General features: G+C 46.9%; 22 protein-coding genes and 1 pseudogene. All 23 read right to left on the bottom strand.

The genetic code is table 11. The annotated features are described in order from the left end of the window. Window positions 1–6: 6 nt before the first annotated feature. Window positions 7–537, bottom strand: a complete 531-nt coding sequence (locus CUC53_RS01150; RefSeq protein WP_100292458.1) for a DsbE family thiol:disulfide interchange protein — start codon at window positions 535–537, stop codon at window positions 7–9. Next, window positions 534–2,489 (bottom strand): heme lyase CcmF/NrfE family subunit, encoded by a 1,956-nt coding sequence (locus CUC53_RS01145; protein WP_100292457.1) that lies wholly within the window; start codon window positions 2,487–2,489, stop codon window positions 534–536. Before CUC53_RS01145 ends, CUC53_RS01150 begins: the two co-directional genes overlap by 4 nt. Beyond that, complete coding sequence (ccmE, locus tag CUC53_RS01140; RefSeq protein WP_100292456.1) at window positions 2,486–2,977, bottom strand: cytochrome c maturation protein CcmE; 492 nt, start codon at window positions 2,975–2,977, stop codon at window positions 2,486–2,488. Before ccmE ends, CUC53_RS01145 begins: the two co-directional genes overlap by 4 nt. Continuing rightward, a complete protein-coding gene (gene ccmD, locus CUC53_RS01135) occupies window positions 2,974–3,180 on the bottom strand; it encodes a heme exporter protein CcmD (RefSeq protein ID WP_100292455.1) in 207 nt (68 codons plus the stop codon). Before ccmD ends, ccmE begins: the two co-directional genes overlap by 4 nt. Window positions 3,181–3,182: 2 nt before the next feature. Beyond that, a complete protein-coding gene (locus tag CUC53_RS01130; RefSeq protein WP_100292454.1) occupies window positions 3,183–3,923 on the bottom strand; it encodes a heme ABC transporter permease in 741 nt (246 codons plus the stop codon). A 165-nt stretch (window positions 3,924–4,088) separates the two neighbouring features. After that, window positions 4,089–4,757, bottom strand: coding sequence for a heme exporter protein CcmB (gene ccmB, locus CUC53_RS01125; RefSeq protein ID WP_100292453.1), 669 nt, complete (start codon window positions 4,755–4,757; stop codon window positions 4,089–4,091). A gap of 4 nt (window positions 4,758–4,761) precedes the next feature. After that, window positions 4,762–5,397, bottom strand: coding sequence for a cytochrome c biogenesis heme-transporting ATPase CcmA (gene ccmA, locus CUC53_RS01120; protein WP_100292452.1), 636 nt, complete (start codon window positions 5,395–5,397; stop codon window positions 4,762–4,764). Window positions 5,398–5,552: 155 nt separating this feature from the next. Then, window positions 5,553–5,942 carry a DUF2802 domain-containing protein gene (locus CUC53_RS01115; RefSeq protein WP_167386646.1) on the bottom strand — a complete coding sequence of 130 codons (390 nt, stop codon included), beginning with the start codon at window positions 5,940–5,942 and terminating at the stop codon, window positions 5,553–5,555. Window positions 5,943–5,958: 16 nt separating this feature from the next. Further along, a complete protein-coding gene (locus CUC53_RS01110; RefSeq protein ID WP_100292451.1) occupies window positions 5,959–6,447 on the bottom strand; it encodes a chemotaxis protein CheW in 489 nt (162 codons plus the stop codon). A 67-nt stretch (window positions 6,448–6,514) separates the two neighbouring features. Continuing rightward, the gene (locus CUC53_RS01105) at window positions 6,515–7,402 is read right to left on the bottom strand and encodes a chemotaxis protein CheW (RefSeq protein ID WP_100292450.1); all 888 of its coding nucleotides are present in this window, start codon (window positions 7,400–7,402) and stop codon (window positions 6,515–6,517) included. Further along, entirely contained in the window at window positions 7,399–8,193 is a 795-nt protein-coding gene (locus tag CUC53_RS01100; RefSeq protein ID WP_100292449.1) for a ParA family protein, read from the bottom strand. The genes CUC53_RS01105 and CUC53_RS01100 overlap by 4 nt, the downstream gene beginning before the upstream one ends. Window positions 8,194–8,197: 4 nt before the next feature. Beyond that, window positions 8,198–9,124, bottom strand: a complete 927-nt coding sequence (locus CUC53_RS01095; RefSeq protein WP_100292448.1) for an OmpA family protein — start codon at window positions 9,122–9,124, stop codon at window positions 8,198–8,200. Between the two features lie 2 nt (window positions 9,125–9,126). Beyond that, complete coding sequence (locus tag CUC53_RS01090; RefSeq protein ID WP_167386645.1) at window positions 9,127–9,864, bottom strand: flagellar motor protein; 738 nt, start codon at window positions 9,862–9,864, stop codon at window positions 9,127–9,129. A gap of 2 nt (window positions 9,865–9,866) precedes the next feature. Beyond that, window positions 9,867–10,952, bottom strand: coding sequence for a protein-glutamate methylesterase/protein-glutamine glutaminase (locus tag CUC53_RS01085; RefSeq protein ID WP_100292447.1), 1,086 nt, complete (start codon window positions 10,950–10,952; stop codon window positions 9,867–9,869). Window positions 10,953–10,983: 31 nt separating this feature from the next. Beyond that, window positions 10,984–13,155: a chemotaxis protein CheA gene (locus CUC53_RS01080; RefSeq protein ID WP_100292446.1), complete on the bottom strand. Its 2,172-nt coding sequence runs from the start codon at window positions 13,153–13,155 to the stop codon at window positions 10,984–10,986. An 11-nt stretch (window positions 13,156–13,166) separates the two neighbouring features. Next, window positions 13,167–13,905, bottom strand: a pseudogene (locus CUC53_RS01075) (protein phosphatase CheZ). A gap of 14 nt (window positions 13,906–13,919) precedes the next feature. Beyond that, complete coding sequence (cheY, locus tag CUC53_RS01070) at window positions 13,920–14,291, bottom strand: chemotaxis response regulator CheY (protein ID WP_476692202.1); 372 nt, start codon at window positions 14,289–14,291, stop codon at window positions 13,920–13,922. 115 nt (window positions 14,292–14,406) lie between these two features. After that, window positions 14,407–15,123: an RNA polymerase sigma factor FliA gene (locus CUC53_RS01065; RefSeq protein ID WP_100292444.1), complete on the bottom strand. Its 717-nt coding sequence runs from the start codon at window positions 15,121–15,123 to the stop codon at window positions 14,407–14,409. Continuing rightward, on the bottom strand, window positions 15,116–15,991 hold the full coding sequence (locus CUC53_RS01060) for a MinD/ParA family protein (RefSeq protein ID WP_201796699.1): 876 nt from the start codon (window positions 15,989–15,991) through the stop codon (window positions 15,116–15,118). Before CUC53_RS01060 ends, CUC53_RS01065 begins: the two co-directional genes overlap by 8 nt. A 1-nt stretch (window position 15,992) precedes the next feature. Beyond that, window positions 15,993–17,396, bottom strand: coding sequence for a flagellar biosynthesis GTPase FlhF (gene flhF / locus CUC53_RS01055; protein WP_100292443.1), 1,404 nt, complete (start codon window positions 17,394–17,396; stop codon window positions 15,993–15,995). Between the two features lie 16 nt (window positions 17,397–17,412). Next, window positions 17,413–19,518 carry a flagellar biosynthesis protein FlhA gene (gene flhA, locus CUC53_RS01050; protein ID WP_100292442.1) on the bottom strand — a complete coding sequence of 702 codons (2,106 nt, stop codon included), beginning with the start codon at window positions 19,516–19,518 and terminating at the stop codon, window positions 17,413–17,415. Between the two features lie 106 nt (window positions 19,519–19,624). Continuing rightward, on the bottom strand, window positions 19,625–20,755 hold the full coding sequence (flhB, locus tag CUC53_RS01045) for a flagellar biosynthesis protein FlhB (protein WP_100292441.1): 1,131 nt from the start codon (window positions 20,753–20,755) through the stop codon (window positions 19,625–19,627). Further along, window positions 20,748–21,545, bottom strand: a complete 798-nt coding sequence (gene fliR / locus CUC53_RS01040; RefSeq protein WP_100292440.1) for a flagellar biosynthetic protein FliR — start codon at window positions 21,543–21,545, stop codon at window positions 20,748–20,750. Before fliR ends, flhB begins: the two co-directional genes overlap by 8 nt. Window positions 21,546–21,577: the final 32 nt, after the last annotated feature.

Here is a 21,577-nt window from a genome sequence, read left to right as displayed (position 1 = left end):
TCCCCCTTACTGCATAGCGTCGAAGATAGGTTTGAGGGTCGAAGCCCAGACGTCGGGATTGACATCCCCCACATGGCGATAGCGAATGATCCCTTTACTGTCGATAAAAAAGGTCTCTGGTGCGCCATATACCCCGAGATCGAGCCCTAACATGCCGTCAGGATCATAAAGATTGACTTGATAGGGGTTGCCCAAATCGGCCAGCCATTTTATGGCTTTATCCCGCTCATCCTTGTAATTCATGCCGACGATATAGATCCCCTGCCCCGCTAACTGCTTGAGATAGGTATGCTCGCTATAGCAGGTGGGGCACCACGTTGCCCAGACGTTGAGCAGCATGGGACGACCGGTGAGCATACTGCGATCGTGCTGCTTGCCCATGTCATAGATATCTTGCAGGGCGAACACCGGCACTTCTTTACCTACCATGACAGATTCCAGCTTGGTCGGATCGGAGTAGAGCCCGCGAAACAGAAATACCGCACCCAATAAAAAGACCACAAAAGGGATCAGGAATAGCCAAGTCTTGCGCGTCATGCTGTGACCTCCTCATCACGGCGGCCAAAACGATAGCGTTTATCGAGCATGGCAAGCACGCCACCTATCGCCATAAAAACACCACCAAACCAGATCCAACGGACGAAAGGCTTGTAGTAAATACGCACCGCCCAAGCACCGTTATCGAGTTGCTCCCCTAATGCGGCATAGAGATCACGGGTGATCCCCGCGTCAATGGCCGCTTCGGTCATCGGCATCCGACTGACCTTATACATCCGCTTTTCCGGCGTTAGCAGGGCAACCTGCTTGCCATGTTGCAACACTTCCAGCCCCCCTTTAAAACCATCATAGTTCGGGCCGTTCTTTTCCATAATGCCGGTGAAGACGAACTCGTAATCGGCAAACTGCACCCGATCCCCAGCCTGCATTCGCAGATCCTTCTCAATGCTGTAGTTTTGGGTGCAAGCGATGCCAATGATGCTGACCGCCAACCCGACGTGACCCAAAATCATCGCCCAGTGACTGTTGCCAAGTTTGCGCACCCCGACCACAAAACGATGCTTATGGGTAGCACGTACCCAAGTCTCTTGTACGCTGGTCACGATGATCCAAACACCTAGGCCAATGCCCACGGCCGCCCACGGTTTGAACTCCTCGGCCAACGTCAGTGGCAATAACAAGGCCGCCGCCACGCTCAATAGTAGCGCCAGCAGTACCTTACCCTTTAGCTCGCCAAGCTGTTGACGCCGCCAACGAAATAGCGGGCCAAGCCCCAACAACAGAGCAAACGGGATGATCAACCAGCTATAGATGTGGTTGAAAAAAGGCGTGCCAATAGAAATGCTGCCTAGCCCCAACTCCTTGTGCACCAGCGGTAGCAAAGTCCCGAGCAGCACCGTCAACAGGCCCGCCACCAGCATGATGTTATTGGCCAGCAGCAGGGTTTCACGGCTCCACAACTCGTGTTTCCCGTGACTTTTCACCTGTGAGCCTTTAAACGCAAACATCAGTAAAGAAGAGCCGATGACAGCTAACAGAAAGCCCAAGATAAACAGGCCACGAGTGGGATCAGACGCAAACGCATGGACCGATACCAACACCCCTGAGCGCACCAAAAAGGTTCCAAGCAAGCTCAAGGAGAACGCGGAAAGAGCCAGCAACACCGTCCACGCCTTGAAGGTGGCCCGCTTTTCGCTCACCGCAAGCGAATGCAGCAGGGCCGTGCCCGCTAGCCATGGCATAAAAGATGCGTTTTCCACTGGGTCCCAAAACCACCAGCCACCCCAACCCAGTTCGTAATAAGCCCACCAAGAGCCCAGCACAATCCCCAGTGTCAAGAAGACCCACGCGGCCATAGTCCAAGGGCGTGACCAGCGTGCCCAAGTGGCATCAAGTCGCCCGGTCATCAAGGAGGCGATGGCAAAAGCAAACGCAACCGAGAAACCGACATAGCCCATATAAAGCATCGGTGGGTGGAAGATAAGACCCGGATCCTGCAGCAGCGGGTTCAAATCACGGCCATCCACAGGGAAGTAGGGCAAGGTGCGAGTGAAGGGGTCTGAGGTGAACAGCACAAACGCGGTAAATCCGACCGAAATCAGCCCGAGCACCCCAAGCACCCGTGCGACCGCATCAAGCGGTAACCGGCGGCTAAACAGGGCTACCGCCGCCGTCCATCCCCCTAAGGTCAGCACCCAAAGCAGTAAAGATCCCTCATGGGCTCCCCATACCGCAGAGATACGATAAGCCAGAGGCAACAACGTGTTGGAGTTAGTAGCCACATACTGCACGGTAAAATCGTTATCGATAAAGGCCCACGTTAGGCATAGAAACGACAGTAACAGCAGTAAAAATTGCGCGTAAGCCAGTGGCCGTGCCGCCGACATCATGCCAAGGCGGCCCCAGCTTGCACCGAGCAGTGGATAACTGCCCAGCAGCAAGGCCGTCGCAAAGGCTAAGATCAGGGCAAACTGACCTAATTCTGGGATCATGGCTTGCTCCCCTTTAGCTGAGCATCGGTATATTCAGGTTTAAAATGCATCCCATTGGTTGCATCGGCGACCTCTGGTGGCATGTAGTTCTCATCGTGTTTGGCCAACACTTCGAACGCCTCGACCGTGGTCGCATCTTTGAGATTGCCCTGGGCAACAATGCCCTGCCCCTCCCGAAACAGATCTGGCAAGATGCCATTAAAAGTGACGGTAACCTGCTGGCCGCCATTATCCACCAACTTGAAGGCAACTTTGAGGCTGTCTGGCGCGCGCTGCACCGAGCCTGGTACGACTAAGCCCCCGATACGCAGCCGCTGGCCTGCTTCTGGTTTGATCTTGTTTGGCCCCTTGCCTTCCACCAGCTCACTGGGGGTATAAAAAAGGTCAATATTCTGACTGAGGGCATAGAGCACTAAGCCACTCACCGTTGCCAAACCAAGGCTGATGGCCAAGATAATGGTGAGGCGTTTCTTGCGTCTCGGATTCACAGGGTATTCTCCATCTGCTGAGCGGCCTTGCGACGCGCCTCCCTCGCTTGTTTAGTACGTAATTCATTGAGCAAACTGCGGGTTTTCATGCGCGTGGTGATAACGATCCCCACCAGGCATAGCAGCGTTAGACCAAAAGAGAGCCACACATAAAAGGCGTACCCTCCCATCGCTAAGAAGTCACTGAAAGAGGCAAAGTGCATGGTTATTTCTCCTGCTCGGCAATCTCTTTAACCCAAGGACGATGCCACTCACGCATCAAGAGTTCGTTACGAAAACGCATCAGGGTCACGGCCCCCAGAAACGCGGCAAACGCCAAGATCATAATGAGCAGTGGCCATAACATCTCGGGAGAAATAGAGGGCTTATCAAACTTAGTGATGGTGGCCCCTTGATGCAGGGTATTCCACCACTCCACCGAGTAATGGATGATAGGCAAATTGATAACCCCAACTAGCGCCAAAATCCCGGCAGCACGCCCCGCCACCACTTTGTCACTAAAAGCGTTATACAGGGCAATGACCCCAAGATAGAGAAACAGTAAAATGAGCTCAGAGGTGAGCCGTGCATCCCATACCCACCAGGTTCCCCACATCGGCTTGCCCCACGCAGCCCCAGTAAAGAGCGCGATGAAGGTGAAAATGGCGCCGACTGGCGCGATGGCCGCCACGGTCATGTCTGCCATCCGTAATTGCCATACCATGCCAATAAACGCAGCGACCGCCATGGTGGAGTAAGCCCCCATTGAGAGAATCGCGGCTGGGACATGAATATAAATAATCCTAAACGAGTCGCCCTGCTGATAATCGGCAGGCGCAAACGCTAATCCCCAGACACTACCAAAGACCAAGGAGATCAGACTGATGACCGCGAACCAGGGTAACAAGGTACCTGCTAGCTGATAGGCTCGCTCTGGTTTGGCATAGGGATGTAACCATTTCCACATAGCTCACAACACCTTTTGTTATTAATCGTTTGGCGGGGCTTACCATACCGACCCGACGGCTCGGTAGAATACCCCCAAAGAGATAAGAAGAGCTCTCCTTGATCCATCGCAACTTTCTTTTTCAGTTGGGCGCCATTCAACGCTTACTGCAAGATCACGTCGGCATCAGTTCAGACTAACTCGTAGTGCTGCTGACACTGCCAACGGCGTCAGCGTTAATGCCCCTACCAACATGGCCGCGAGGATCGCCAGCTGCCCACCATAAGGCAAGCCCATCCCTGCCGCATCAATCGCAGACGTTGCAAAAATCAATACCGGAATGTAGAGCGGCAAAATCAGCAAACTGAGCAATACCCCGCCCTTACGCAATCCCACCGTCAATGCAACTCCCACCGCCCCTAGTAGGCTTAGCACCGGAGTGCCTAGCGCCAACGTAACCACTACAGCCAGATAAGTTTGGCTATCCAGTGACAGTAAAATCGCCAGCAGTGGCGAAACTAGCAGTAACGGCAGGCCCGTCAGCAACCAGTGCGCAACCACTTTGGCCAACGCCAACAGCCCAAGGGGGTGTGGCATCAACATCATTTGCTCCAGCGCACCATCGCTGAAATCATCACGAAACAGTCGTTCGAGGGATAACATGGCGGCCAGCAACGCTGCTACCCAGATAATGCCTGGTGCAATACGGGTAAGCAGCTGAGGTTCAGGACCAATGCCGAGCGGGAAGAGGGTAATCACGATCAGAAAAAACCAGAGCGGGTTGAGAATGTCTGAGCGCTGACGCAGTGCTATCAGAAGTTCACGGTGGATAAGATGTATTACCGCACGTAACATGCCATTACTCCTGCAGTGACGAGCTAAGGGTCAGAGTCTTCAACCGCCCCTGCATCAGGATTAAGTCTTGGTGAGTGGTCAAGATAACCATTCCACCTCGATCTGCATGAGCCAACAGCAGCTGTTCTAACACCTTAACCCCCTGCTTATCGATAGCCGTAAATGGCTCATCCAAAATCCACAGAGAGGGCGTCTCACACAGCCATAGCCTTGCCAAGGCAACTCTGCGCTGCTGACCTGCGGAGAGTTGGCCGGTAGGATTCTCTTCAAAACCAGCTAATCCAACACGCGCTAACACTTGCCACAGATCCATATCAGTGTGCCTTGGCGAGTGCAGTTGTTGATAAAAGGTCAGATTTTCGAGAGGAGTCAGCGCCGCTTTTACACCTGGCTGATGACCGAGATAGAGCAGATTGGCATGATACTCATCGCGACAGTGACGAATATTTTCACCATTCCAGCTCACTTCACCAGCAGAGGGATGCGACAAACCAGTGAGTAGACGCAATAAGCTGGTTTTGCCAACGCCGTTTGGCCCCTCTATCTGAAGCAAGTCACCGGGGCTGACCGTAAAAGAGAGCTGTTCGAACAAGGTGCGATCTTCACGCACACAGCTCAGATTGTTAATGCAAAGCAGCATGAGGATGTAATTAGATGAAAAGATGCGGCCCGCATCTTAACACACTATTGAGAGGGGATTTTCAAAGATCCTCCCCATCAATCGGTTTTGTGGGCAAGATCGCGGTTACGAGGTAAACCAGAAAAAAGCAGGAAGGTATTGACCCTCCTGAGCTATCAAACCCGACCTTTTCTTAAAGAAATCAATAATTCAGCTTCAGCCTTTGGCAATTCACACTCGTTCATTACCTCATCGAGGTCCGCTCCGAGCTCAACCATTTTAGCTGCACGGCTGTATAGCCTACGCTCAGGATCTTGCAGCGTGAGTTCCTGTTGGCGATCGTTTACCTGCTGCATCCCTCCTTCGATAACTTGCAGGCGCTGCCCCATGCCAATGGTGCCAGTATGCAGCTCGATCATCTGTTTGCGAATGCTATCGAGTTTGCCCTGCAGTTCGTTAATTCGCTCTTCGCTCTCCTGCCGAACACGCTTAATGCGCAATCCAAAAGAAATTGCAGACACGAGTGCAATGAGCGAGACCCCCAAACTAACTATGTCAATAATCAAGACATCACCTTATTTACTAGAGTGAAGCGATATCATCCCACTCGTCATCGGAAAGCAGCCGATTTAAATCAACTAGGATAAGTAACTGACCATCTCGGTTGCTCACGCCTTGAATAAACTTCGCACTCTCTTCTGTCCCGACTGCCGGAGCTGCATCTATTTCGGAAGAACGCAGATAGACGACCTCTGCAACACTGTCCACCATAATACCGATGACCTGCTTTTCAGCTTCAATGATGACAATCCGAGAGTTTTCACTGACCTCACCGGAGGGCAACCCAAAGCGAGAGCGAGTATCAATTACCGTCACCACGTTACCACGTAGGTTGATGATACCGAGGACATAGTCAGGCGCACCAGGAACCGGTGCAATTTCGGTGTAGCGCAATACCTCTTGCACCTGCATCACATTGATACCGTAGGTTTCATTTTCAAGTTGGAAGGTAACCCATTGTAAGACCTCATCTTCTGCCAAACTCTGGGCAATATTGCGCTTTTCTGTCATGTCTTATCCCTTTTATGAAAATGCCAGCGACTCATTTAATTTAGCTGTTCAGCATAGTAAGTAGTAATCAACGCCCTTCTATATTGACTCCTCGCTCTAGCAGCAACAGTAATGCCTTTACATGTAGCAAGGCACACATCTTCTCTTTCACCATCCCTGCCAGCCAAGGACGACGCCCTTCTTGATGCCGCCACTTAACTTGGTCACGATGTAATAACTCCGTCCCTTTGAGATGATGACAGGCAAGCCCCCAACGAGACTCACCTAGTACAATCAAATAGCTATAATCCTCCGTTTCACCCCGTTGTTCTGGGATCACCCACTGTGCTGTGTCCACGACATTTATTTTATGTTCACGAGAATTGATCAACCCCTTAAACCAAGCTGGCTGACCAAATAATGGGGTAATCTCAGTCAGCTGATGTATACCGCCAAGTTCAGTCAAAGGAACAGCAAAAGTCATACCGGCAACTTCAAAAAATAGCGCTTGAAACTCTTTTCCTGTCTCAATATTTTCCCAACTATTAGCTGAAACGGTCACTTCAGAAGCAGGTTTATTCGATACGTTATCCACTACATCAATGGAGGGTTCCGTTGCTGATGTAGTGATTGATCTAATTGGGTTTATTGGCTGTGCAGGGATAGCAATAGGTTCAATAGCTTCAAGCGATTCTTTTTCGGTGGTTAACTCCAAATGTGGCTGTGTCTCTATTTCTTCGTCTGACACGTGAGCTACTTGGGCGAGTAATTCACTCAACTGCTCAAACCGAGCATCGCTTTCCATAAAACCCATTGACTGGGCTTCAGGTATAACTTGCGACTGTCGCTGAGCAGTAGTTACGAGCATTACCTCTCCTTGCTTATTAATATCTTTAATATCTAAAGCATGGGACTCATCTAGCAGCAAAGAGTGAAAATAATCATCCATCGCTCTAACTTGACGTGTATCTTTCATCGCCGAGCCTCATTGACACGCAACAGCTCTAACGAGTCCAGATAATTAAGCAACGTTTCATAAGCATAAGTACCACGGCCGTGCGGAGCATAGATAGATGGTGGGATATGCAACAAACTGGCATCTCTGAATTTAGTATCGATGGGAATCACAGCATCCCATACGGCCTGGCCATATTGATCTTTGATAGCCTTCAAGGTCATTAATGACGCACGTGTACGCTTATCGAACATGGTCGGAATGACGGTGTAGTGAAACGCATCTTTTTTGGAACGCTGCATGATCTCGAAAGTTTTCATCATGCGCTCTAGCCCCTTAAGAGCCAAAAACTCAGTTTGAACAGGAACTAAGATACGATCACAAGCAGCCAATGCGTTGACCATCATAACCCCCAACACTGGGGGGCAATCTATTAATACATAATCATACTGTTCACGAATCTGTAATAATGCTCTTTTTAAAACAAGCCCCATACCTTCTCTGTTGCCCATAACCCGATCAAGAGTGGCCAATGTAATGGTGGCGGGCAATAGATGAATGTTCTCAAACTTGGTTTTAAGGATTTGCTTAGAGACCATTTCTGTACTTGGTCTGACAGATTGAAATATTTCGTAGAGGGTACCGTCGAGTTTATCTGAATCAAAATTGAGATAAGCCGTGAGAGATGCATGAGGATCTGTGTCAATTAACAGCACTCGCTTTCCACGTTGAGCCAAAATCCCAGCCAACGAGATAACAGTTGTGGTTTTACCCACTCCACCTTTTTGGTTGGCAACAGTCCAAACAATCACAGTATCAATCCTGCCTTGTTGTTATACGTATACCACCGCCGGGCAGAGTAATCTCCTTGATCTCTGTAGATGTCACCGGACCAACCTCATTTGGAGCTGAATCTACAACAACCGATTTAATTGACTTAGGTGGTGGAGCCTCCCAAGCAAGCCTAGAAACGGCTATAACTACTTTGCGGTTTTGTAAACGCCCCTCCTCAGTATCATTGTCCGTAAATGGGGAAAACTCACCATATGCTTCATAGGCCAAACGCTGAGGGGCAATACCTGAGGCCACCAGGACATCTAATACGGCTTGAGCACGGGCAGCCGACAAGACCCAATTTGAGCTAAACAATTCATTATTAATTTGCAGGTTGTCTGTGTAACCACGTACTCGCACATAGTTATTAATAGGCTTAATAATTTTGGAGACCGCATTCATGACTGATGCTGAATTAGGTGTCATGAAAGCACTACCGCTGCTAAACAACAACTCAGCGCTAATTTCAATAGTCAACCAATCCTCGTTCTGCACCAACTTCACGCTCCCACTATCAATGAACAAACCCATGCTTTCAGATAACTCATCATTGATCAATGCAAGCTTCATACCATTTTTATTACTAGGAAGAAGTGAAACTCCTTTGCTAGCGGGGGAAACGGCTACTAAATTTTCGGGCAAGGAAGGAATCATTAAGCTAGATGCGGTTGGCTCAGCGGCGAACTCATTTACTTGATCATTTTTAATACTGTCACGAGACTGTGTTTCTATAGTAAATGCGTGTGATAAACCATCTATCACAACGAGATAACGTTCTTTATTGATTAGGGCTGCGGAGTAAAGCACCACAAACAAAGCAAATATCAGCGTCATATAATCGGCGTAAGAGACCAACCAACGATCAAGGTGTTCATGCCCCTGACGGTGCAAACGATAACGCTTGCGCATGGCTACTCTCCTTTCAAATACGCCCTAAGCCTACGCTCAACCTGTAGCCCATTCTCTCCATGAGCAATCGCAATCAGTCCTTCTAAAGTCATTTCTTGAAACAATACATGGCGGTAGTGAAAAGCCCGCAGACGATTCGCAACGGGCAAGTAAACCAAATTGGCAAAACCGACCCCGTAGATCGTGGCAACGAAAGCAACTGCAATACTTGCCCCCAATACTTCAGGATCTTCTAAATGAGACATCGCCTGAATTAAACCAATCACCGCGCCAATGATTCCGATTGTTGGGCTATATCCCCCCATAGACTCAAATACTCGAGCCGCATGCTCATTACGCTCTTGCTCTATATCAATATCAATCTCAAGTAATCTCCGGATATCATCACCACCAATACCGTCGATGATCATCGTCAAACCTTGCTGAGTAAAGGTGTCTCTGACTTCTTCAACCTGTTCTTCAAGCGCTAGTAAGCCCTGTTGCCTTGCGAAAGCAGCCCAAACTTGTAATCGTTCTGCTTGGGCGGCTAAATCTTGATATGGAGGAATTGCAACCCACAGTAGCTGTCTAACAGACAGAGATATATAGGTAGTTGGCGTTTGTAATATAACAGCCCCCAACGTTCCTCCTAATACAATAACTAAGGCTGGCCCATCGAATAAGGTCAACAAAGAACCACCGTGCCACCACTGCGCAAGAGTTATTGCACTTATTGCCAAGAGCAACCCTAAAATTCCCATTGTTAACGCCCTAACTCCATGAGAATTCGCTGGGCAACCCTATCAAGAGGAAGAGACTCGCTAGCTATCCCAGCTTTAGCAACAGCCTGAGGCATTCCATATACAACACAAGATGCTTCATCTTGAGCCCAAATAGTTGACCCTTGTTCTTTGAGTAAACGAGCACCATCTCGACCATCTGACCCCATACCTGTTAATACAATAGCTAGCACTTTGTCAGAATAGGCCTTTGCTGCTGATGCAAACGTAATATCAACACAGGGTTTGTAATTTATTTTTTCATTACCATCGACAATACGAATCCTAACTCCTGTCCCACGACCTTCTAACATCATTTGCCTGCCACCTGGAGCCAAATATGCACAACCAGGCCTAAGAAGATCGCCATCCTCCGCCTCTTTGACACTTATTTGGCATAATCCATTAAGCCGAGTTGCAAAAGCTGCCGTAAACGTCGCAGGCATATGCTGAATCAACAAAATAGGATGGGAAAAATTACCAGGTAGCTTGGTAAGCACATTTTGTAGCGCAACCGGCCCTCCCGTTGAGGTCCCGATTGCAACCAGCTGATAAACTTTACCGCTGCGTTTGGGGATTGATGCTGGCGAACTACGTTGTAGATCTGAACGCTCCGACGCTTTGACAATAGTATCAGGCATCTTAGAACGAACAGATGTAGCCAATAAAAAACGTTTTCGAGAAATCTCTTTGACTCGCTGCTGTAACAAACGCACTGCTTCATCTTTATCTCGAGCGATATCTTCAAATTTTTTTGGCAAAAAATCGAGAGCTCCTGCATCAAGAGCATCTAGGGTCGCTTTAGCACCATCTTGAGTAAGAGATGAAAACATCAAGATAGGTGTAGGGCTTTTTGCCATAATCTCACGTACAGCACTAATGCCATCCATTATTGGCATTTCAATATCCATGGTAATTACGTCGGGGCGTAGTGCAATCGCTTTCTCAACCGCCTCTCGCCCATTTTGTGCTGTATCGATCACCGTCAATAATGGATCTTGAGTAATGATTTCACTCACTCTACGACGAAAAAAGCTTGAATCATCAACGACTAATACCTTAACTACCATGGTACGTTTCTAACTCCTTGGGCCCGAACACTTAATGCCTACGAGCATAGGCTTTAAGCAGACTAGGAACATCGAGGATCAGCGCAATACCACCATCACTAGTAATAGTTGCTCCAGCCATTCCAGGTGTACCTTGCAGTAAGCTATCCAGCGGTTTAATTACTACCTCTTCTTGGCCAATTAGGCTGTCTACAACAAAACCTACTTGTTGAGCTCCAAGTTGCACTATTACTACATGTCCACTATCTTGGCGAGTCCGTTGGCTGGCTCCACGAATCAGCCATTTATGTAAATAAAACAACGGAATTGCTTTTTCGCGAACAATTATAGTGAGCTGACCGTCAACAACATTCGCTTTGTCAAGGTCTAAATGAAAGATTTCATTAACACAACCGAGAGGCAAAGCAAATGTCTGCTGACCGACTTCAACCATTAACGTTGGTAATATCGCTAGGGTGAGAGGAACTTTTATTTCAAGACGAGTTCCCTTACCCCAAGTTGAATCTATATGCACTGAACCATTGAGGCTAACTATGCTGGTTTTGACCACATCCATCCCTACACCACGTCCAGATATATCGGAAATTTCGGACTTGGTAGAAAAACCAGGCGCAAATATAAGATTATAAGCGTCGCTATCGCTCATTCTAGCAGCACTGTCAACATCCAAGACGCCTCTACTAACAGCTATCGACTTGAGCTTATCAGGATCCATTCCCGCCCCATCATCTTCAATACAAAGCAGAATATGATCGCCCTGCTGAGAGGCGCTGAGGGTTATCGTTCCTTGTCGTGGTTTGCCTGCTTGCTGACGCACATCGGGCATTTCGACACCATGGTCACAGGAGTTACGAACTAAATGCACTAAGGGATCAGCTAATGCCTCGACCAAATTCTTATCAAGGTCTGTATCTTCACCCACCATAACTAACTCTATCTCTTTTTTAAGAGAGCGAGCTAAATCACGAACAACCCTAGGAAAACGGCCAAACACCTTTTTAATTGGCTGCATACGAGTTTTCATAACTGCACCTTGCAAATCGGCAGTCACAACATCTAAATTCGCAACAGCTTTTGACATTTCTTCATCGTTACTGGCTACACCAAGGCTAACCAGACGGTTACGCACAAGCACTAACTCCCCAACCATATTCATGATGACATCTAACGTTTTTGTATCAACCCTCACAGTGGTATCACTTTGGACAGTATTACTCTCAGCGCTCTGTCCAGAACTCTTACCTGAAGCTTGAGAAGCTGTCGCCTTGCTATTGATAGAGATTGGTGTTGACTTACTTGAAGAACGATTCTCTTCAATAATCGCATTAGGCGATATAGGTGAAACACTGGTTGATGAAGCAGGATGATCCGTAGTCACAGATTGTGAAGCCTTACTACTGCCATGTAACTCATCAAGTAAACGTTCAAATTCATCATCGTCAATTAACTCATCGACTGATTTTTTTACTGACTCAAGAGTATTAACATCTGGAGCTCCCATATGCTGCCCACGTCCATGCAGTTCATCGAGCAGAGCCTCAAACTCATCATCTGTGATATCGCCAGACTGATTACTCGCACAGTAAGGAGTGCCTGACGCAGGTGTTCCCCCAACGCCATGCAGTTCATCAAGTAGACGCTCAAACTCATCAGCAGATATTTCGTCTATCGTTCCACTGCTATCTCCTGATACAGGCTGAATCGGTGAGTCTGCAGTAATGTCTCGAGCTACAAAACTCACTCCGTTGGAGTCCAAATCTACTTTAGCAGCAGTATAATTATCAGCCGTGACAGTTAGTAATTGCTCATCACCTTCGGGCTTGCATAACTCATGCAAATCATGCAATAAAGCATCCGAGGCCGCACACAGCTCCTCACGATTTTGCACTTGACTAAACATCGCGTTGACTGCATCTAATGCCTGTAGAATAACATCCATCAACTCCGCAGTAACTTCTCGCTTACCATTACGCAATATATCGAATACATTTTCTGCACCATGGCAAACATCCACTAATTCACTCAACGATAGGAAACCTGCACCACCCTTTACGGTATGAAAACCACGAAAAATAGCATTCAGCAGACCTGCATCGTCAGGTCGCTTCTCCAAATCGACTAATTGTTCTGACAACTGCTCCAATATTTCAGATGCTTCGACCAAGAAATCTTGCAGTATGTCTTCATCAACTTCGAAGGCCATGGCTCACTCCATTAGAATCCGAGGCTAAAGAGCAGATCGTCTACATCATCCCGACCATTAACCACATCAGCGCGAGTTGCAGGGTTCATGATCGGGCCTTCTGCTTCAATCCCGCTGATAGTAGGTTGGTGAGCTGAATATTCAATAATCCCCTCTCCACACATTACCAACATTTCTACTAGTTTTTTCAATTTCCTGCACTAATTAGATCGGTTTACGAATAATTTGGTCAGTTAAAGCCTGAAAATCCTGTGCCATTAGAATTTCAGTAAGCAGCTTCCTTAATTCATCGGCATCGGATTCAGAAGTCTTAATAAAATAATCCTGTTGATGACACTGTATTTTAAACTGCCCAATGCACACATCACGAGTCATCGACACATTCCAATTAGGAATAACCATCTGGATATTATCATTAAGATGCTCAGCCATCGGCAGATCACCCCCTAGTGAATCCATTTCACGATTCGCTGCTTTATCCATCATATTAATGATATCGCTAAGGTGCTCCCGAGCATCAGGTATATCGTGCAGAGCAAAATCAGGAATTCGCGGATCAAAGTTGAAGTCTTCTAATGAAGAGTGCAATTGGCGGGTCAACAGACCCACCTTAGAAAACAAGCCTGTTGTATTAGATTCGCAGATCACTGCGGTAAGCTCATCAGCTAGGTCAAAATGACCTTGCACCAAGTGAGAGACAAGGTTTTTTGCCTGTTCGAGCGAAATAACCGCACTCGTTTTGGCCATCATCCTTGTCACTCCTTTTACGCTATTCGTTCAAAAACTTTGTCTAACTTCTCTTTGAGTGTTGCAGCGGTAAAAGGCTTGACTATATAGCCATTAACCCCTGCTTGTGCCGCCTCTATTATCTGCTCTCTCTTAGCTTCTGCCGTAACCATCAAGACGGGCAAATGCTTAAGTTTCTCATCGAGCCTGATAGCTTTAAGTAAATCAATTCCTTGCATACCAGGCATATTCCAATCTGTTACGACAAACTGAAAGTCACCATTTTTCAGCATTGGTAATGCCGTATTGCCGTCATCAGCTTCATGAGTATTATTAAAGCCTAAATCTCGAAGTAAATTTTTGATAATACGACGCATTGTTGAAAAATCATCAACGATGAGGATTTTCATGTTCTTGTCCAATTTTCCTCCTAAATAGTCGTTTAGACCACCAAAGTTTTTTTAAAAAACTAATTCAGTTAATAGCACCCTGGGTTATTATATCAGTGTAGTCAATACTGATGGACTATAAATGCCAGTCTCGCAGACGAGCTCGTAGACGGTGCATCGCTTGACTATGAATCTGGCTTACACGCGACTCACTTACACTCAATACTTCACCTATTTCTCGCAAATTAAGCTCTTCATCATAATAAAGGGATAATACAAGAGCCTCTCGCTCAGGCAAACGTTTAATATGTTCTGCCAGATCACTTTGAAAACGAGCTGCAGCCAAATCATCAAATCCTGAACCATTAACGTGATCAGGAGCACTAATTACATCTTCACTAACACCAAGATCCTCTATGCCAATAATCTTACCGCAAGATACATCTTGCAACATGGCATGATATTCGTGAAGAGGTATCCCCATGTGAGCTGCGACTTCGGTATCGCGAGCGTCTCGCCCATGAGTTTGTTCAATATTCTCTATAGCCTCAGCAATAGTACGACTATTACGGTGAACTGAACGAGGAACCCAATCACCTCGGCGAATCTCATCTAGCATGGACCCACGAATACGGATACCTGCATAGGTTTCAAAACTAGCTCCTTTACTACCATCAAAATTGCGTGACGCCTCCAGCAAACCAATCATACCTGCTTGAATGAGGTCATCGAGTAAAACACTACTTGGCAACCGTGCAAGTAGATGCTGAGCAATCCGCTTAACAAGTGGAGCATGCCGTTCAACCAATACGTAGGAATCCTGATGACGCAAGTACGCTTGGGCTTTATTCACGGGAACCTTCCTGTGCGATGACCGGCTTTTGCAATAAGTTTTCTAAAAAAAATTCCAGATGACCACCAGGCTGATTAGGAAGAGGCCAACTTGCAGCTTTATTAGCCAATGACCTGAATGCCAATGCCGCTGGAGATTTGGGAAAAGCCTCAATTATTAGTTTTTGCTTACGCACAGCCGCACGCAGATTGGCATCATACGGGACACAAGCAACAAGCTCTAATGAGGTATCGAGAAAACGGTCTGTGACTCGAGTCAACTTAGCATACAGTTCCTGCCCTTCTCGTAAGCTACGGACCATATTAGCTACAACCTTGAAACGAAACACACCATATTCTTTTGATAATATTTTGATAAGTGCATACGCATCAGTAATGGAGCTAGGCTCATCACACACAACAACCATGATATCTTGAGCCGCACGAGTAAAACTCAATACCATGTCAGAGATGCCAGCAGCAGTATCTACCAACAATATGTCAACTGGGGTCTTCATTTCACTAAAGGCCCGAATTAATTCGGCATGCTGCACAGGTGAGAGTTCAACCATTGACTGAGTGCCTGATGTCGCGGGCACAATCATCATGCCGTACGGTCCTTCGACAATAATATCATCAAGTGTACATTCACCCGCCAATACATGAGAGAGATTACGATGTACTCGTAAGCCGAGCATAACATCGACATTAGCCAGTCCTAGATCGGCATCCAACACCATTACACGTTTACCTTGGGCTGCCATGGAACCCGCTACGTTGAGTGTAACATTAGTCTTCCCCACCCCCCCTTTACCACCAGACACGGCTATCACTTTTACATGATTATTTTGACGCATTTTGCGCAAACCACTCGCCTGATCTATATACATATTATTCATAGAACTCCGAATCTTCGGCCTCGCCAAAGCCTGTGCCCCAAAAATAAGGCTCTTCTGTTTCTCGCTCAAGCGAGCCCATCGCAGCTCCGACTAACTGCGCTGCATTGGCAACTTGGATATCTTCCGGCACTCTTTGACCATCGGTGATATAGCTGATAGGTAAAGCATTTTGGATACATACGTTTATTACTTCCCCCAAATTCAAACTCTCATCGAGTTTGGTTAAAATACAACCACTCAGAGGAATTCGACGAAAATGCTCAACCGCCTCTTGCATCACTCGACGCTGTGATGTGGCAGACATTACTAGATAGCTTCGAATATGTACTTTGGCATTTTTAACTAAGGTATCTAACTGCTCGCTAAGCCTGATATCCCGTTGCCCCACACCAGCTGTATCAATTAACACAAGCCTACGATGTCGAAATTGATATAATGCATTCGCAAGTTCTTCATTATCTTTTGCTTGACGCACAGGACAGCCCATAATTCGGCCGTAGGTTTGTAATTGTTCATTAGCACCAATCCGATAGTTGTCTGTTGTAATAAGCGCAACTTGATCGGCACCATATTTAATGGCAAAACGTGCAGCTAGTTTCGCAATGGTGGTCGTTTTACCGACACCTGTTGGACCGAGCAATGCAACGGCACCACCCTGCCGTAAAATTTCGTCTTCACTAATTTTAAGCTGCGCAGTCAACACTTCCGCCAATTGCGCCATTCCTTGATGCACAGACATATCCTCAGGCACAAGGCCCGCCAATTGATCTGAAAATCCGTCGTCGAACCCCATTTTTTGGAGTTCTTTGATCAGCAAAGCGCGCATAGGCTCGCGGCGCTCGACCTCCTGCCACATTAACCCAGATATCTGATGCTCTAAAAGCTTACGAATACTGACCATTTCCTTGCGTACGGCCTCCATTTCCTCTTGAACAGGCTGAGGAGGTCGGCTGATATGAGGAACTCTGGACTTAGGCCTAGCAACTTGCTCTATCGATGGAGTAACCCATTGCCCTTGCTCAGCTAGGGTTCTTGGAGCTCTAGATTCAGATGGTAATGCGGCAAATTGATTCCCTTCAGCTGTAGGATTCAACTTCTGTTGACGAGCAAGCAAAGCCGCTAACGTATCAGCATAATGCTCATTAGTAGACACAGTTACAGGAGGTGTAACTTGGCGGCTAGCAGGCGAAATATTGACACTTTCATTGTTTAATTGACGGTGAGTCTGTATATCTTTGGGTTCAGGAACTTGAGATTGATAATCAACAGCCGCGACAATTTCAATGCCACCAGTCACTTTTTTATTGGACATAATGACGGCGTCCGGACCGAGAGTCTCTTTGACTTCGGCCAAGGCTGTTCGCATATCCTTGGCAAAAAAACGCTTAATTTTCACCCGTCATCTCCATTACCTAGTTCTGCCCCACCGCACTGACTATGCGAATTTGCTTATCATCAGGCACTTCTTGATAAGACAAAACCCGTAACCCTGGAATCGCATTTTTGACAAATTTGGCAAGAGTGTTACGTAGTATCCCCGACGTCAGAAGCACTGCAGGCTGACCTTCTAACTCTTGCCTCTGAGTCGCCTCCACCAGTGAACGCTGCATCCTTTCCGCTAGCCCAGGCTCAATACCAGCACCATCACCCCCACCCGCCTGCAGAGATTGATGCAATATACGTTCCAACTCTGGTGCCAATGTGATTACTGGTAACTCTGGGGCTGGCCCAGCAATTTCTTGAACAATTAAACGACGCAGTGCAATCCGGCAGGCTGCCGTCAGCACATCTGGGTCTGGGCTTCTAGGCGCATATTCAACCAAGGTCTGTAAGATTGTACGCATATCACGAATAGGAACATTTTCATTGAGCAAATTCTGCAATATTTTCAATAGATTGCCCATAGTAATAACTTCTGGGACCAGACCTTCAACAAGCTTGTTTTGATGCTTACCAATCATATCAAGTAACTGCTGAACCTCATCATGACCAAGTAGTAACGCTGCATTATTAGAGAGGATATGGCTAAGATGAGTTGCCACAACGGTGGCTGCATCAACCACTGTATATCCCAATGTTTGTGCGTGAGAAACTTGATCTTTCGAAACCCATACTGCATCTAGACCAAAAGCTGGATCTTGAGTGGTAATACCTTGCAATTGACCAAATACCTGCCCAGGGTTAATGGCCATCTCTTTATCGTAATAGACATTAGCCTCACCCGTACTAACCCCCATCAATGTGATCCTATATTGATTAGGAGCCAACTCTAGGTTGTCTCGTATATGGACAGCTGGCACCAAGAAACCAAACTCCTGAGAGAGCTTCTTGCGAACCCCTTTAATGCGATTGAGTAGCTCACCACCCTGGCTACGATCCACCAATGGAATAAGTTGGTAACCCACCTCTAGCCCGATGATGTCGACAGGCATCACATCATCCCAACTTAAATCTTTGTGCTCACTAGGGTGTTGATCAGCGTTAGGCGGCATTAGCTCTCCTTTAGCAGCTTTGGTAGCAGTTTGCTTCTCGCGACGGAATAACCACCAAGATCCTGCTGCAGAGATAACCCCCAAGCTTAAAAAAGCAAAATGCGGCATACCAGGCACAAGACCCATCATCAGTAAAATACCAGCAGAAATAACCAGAGCTTTCGGATTATCAAACAACTGGCCGAGTACAGCAGTTCCCATGTCTTGGTCTGTATTTTGCCGAGTCACAATGATTGCTGCCGCAATAGAAAGGAGTAATGATGGAATCTGGGCAACTAGTCCATCCCCTATAGCAAGTAATGTGTAAATTTGAGCAGACTCAGTGAAGCTAAGCTGATGCTGCACCATGCCAATGATGAATCCGCCGATAATATTAATAAATAAGATCATGATGCCAGCCACAGCATCCCCTTTTACAAATTTAGAGGCGCCATCCATAGAACCATAGAAATCAGCTTCTTGCGTGACGTCTTGGCGACGTTTTTTCGCCTCTTCTTGGTTAATTAAGCCTGCATTTAAATCAGCATCAATTGCCATCTGTTTGCCAGGCATTGCATCCAATGTAAACCGAGCACTTACCTCTGAAATCCGTCCTGCCCCCTTCGTGACGACAACAAAGTTAATGATCACTAATATAATGAAAACTATGATACCCACTGCATAATTGCCGCCGATGACAACATTACCAAAGGCTTCAATCACGTGACCTGCGGCTGCACTACCGTTATGGCCTTCCAATAGCACAACTCGAGTAGATGCAACGTTTAGAGCCAAACGGAGTAAGGTCGCAATCAGCAAAACAGTCGGGAAAGCTGCAAACTCTAACGGTCGACGGGTATAAACAGCGACAAGCAGCACAACAATAGAAAGTGCAATATTGAAAGAAAAGAGAATATCAAGCATCAAGGGGGGAATAGGTAGTACAACCATCCCCAGAGAGGCTAAGACTAATAACGGTGTCCCAACCCCTTTCCCAAGTACCCATTTGTACTCTTTAAATCGGCTCAAAGATGCCTTGAATTCCATTATCGCTCTCAATGTCAACCAGCCAATAGTGAGCTTAAGCAAACATCGAGCCAAAATGATATTACATTGATTTCATATGGTTTTATTTTGCAGCGTCAGAACTTCGTCATTTCTGATATTCAGGAGGGATTGGTAACTTTGCCGCCAACGGGGTAGGCCTATGGCCACGACCACGGCGAAACTTTTTGAGCTGATAAACATACGCAAGCACCTGAGCCACTGCAGCAAATAATCCTTCAGGAATTTCGCGGCCGATATCAGTAGAGTAGTAAATGGCACGAGTCAGTGCAGCGGAAGGCAAAATAGTAATGTCGTACTCACGACCTATTTCCCTAATCTTCATTGCGATCTCATCGACCCCTTTAGCAAGCACTTTCGGGGCTGTACCTGGTTTAGTTGCATCATACTGTAGCGCTACCGAATAATGGGTCGGGTTAGTGATAATGACGTCGGCTTTAGGCACATCCCCCATCATTCTGCGAGTGGCCATCTCCATTTGTAAGCGACGGATCCGCCCCTTCACTTCAGGCTTACCCTCACTATCTTTATATTCATCCTTTATTTCTTGCTTAGTCATCTTCAGCTGACGCATATGATTCCATTGTTGGAAAGGCACATCGATAGCCACAATCGGAATCAGGGCACAGCAAAGCATAATTAACATCCACAGAAATAACTCAAGTGCATCGATGATCCCCCCAGGAAATCCTTCCATGGAGAGATTAAGCAGATGATCAAACTGGCTAGATAGCATCCACCAAGCAAATAAAGTGATGAATAGCACCTTAGCGATAGATTTAATCAACTCCACCAACGACTGCACACCAAACATACGTTTAAGACCGCGAAGAGGACTAAGTTTGCTCCACTTAGGTAACATTGCTTCCGTTGAGAAGTTCATCCCGCCCATCAAGGTATTACCAATAAATGCGGCAATAGCCACTAAACAAAAGAGTAAACTTAATGGCAATACTAACGGCTCTAACAGATTAGGTAGCATACCGATCATGGCGTTAGGATCGAATGCTTGCTCCCGTTCCAAGGTAAAACCCATGGTCAATACGTTCACCATAGCACTAGCCAACGATCCCTTGAGCATCAGCAAACCAAATACTGCCGCCAGCAATACGCTTGCTGTACCCAATTCTTTGGAACGAGCAATTTGCCCTTTTTCACGAGCTTTTTGTAGTCGTTTACTCGTAGGCTGTTCCGTACGCTCCTGATCGTTATCAGCCATTCGCACCTCCAAAACATTGGGTATCGATCAACTGGCAGCTGACTTCTTGTACTCGTTCCCACATAGGGTCAAAGTGACCAAGAAATCCACCAATAGTTAGCCAAAGAATCAATAGGCCCGACATCATGCTGACAGCAAATCCAATACTGAAAATGTTAAGCTGAGGAGCTGCACGCGTCATAACACCAAATGCAAAATTAATCAGTAATAGGGCAACGATTGCCGAAAGAGCCATCATCAAGGATGCTTGGTACATAACACCTAAAAAGCCAACCAAAGTACGAATTGCAGGCAGGGGAATACCTTGTTCAGAAACTGGGAGCGTTTCAAAACTGAGTACTATCAGTCGTATCATTATTAAGTGGCCATCAAGTGCCAAAAAAACCAATGTCGCCAACATCAAGTAAAACTGACCGACAACAGGAGCAGATTGACCATTCATAGGATCAACAAGGGTGGCAAACCCTAGGCTGGTCTGCATCGCAATCACTTGACCAGCCATAACAAAGCTTTCCATCAAAAATTGGGTCATCAAACCAAGGGCAATACCGACAAGCAACTGCTGGGCAAGAACGAGAAAGCTGGCGAGGGAAAAAAGTTCAACCGACGGCATTTTTGGCAAAACCGATGAGATCAAGAGCGTAATAGACAGAGCTAAGCCAATCCTAATTCTAGCTGGAGCAAGCCTACTACCAAAAACGGCCATAACCATTAATAAACTGCTAACCCGTGCTAATGGCCAAACAATGGAAGAAAGCCACTCCATAAGTAGACCTGTGGTGTAAATCACTGGTCTAACTCCACAAACATCTCCGCTTGAGA

This window comes from Aeromonas cavernicola, assembly GCF_002795305.1.
GTDB classification, from domain to species: Bacteria; Pseudomonadota; Gammaproteobacteria; order Enterobacterales; family Aeromonadaceae; genus Aeromonas; species Aeromonas cavernicola.
The sequence above is the reverse complement of the archived record's forward strand: the minus strand, read 5'-3'. Positions and strand labels throughout refer to the sequence as shown.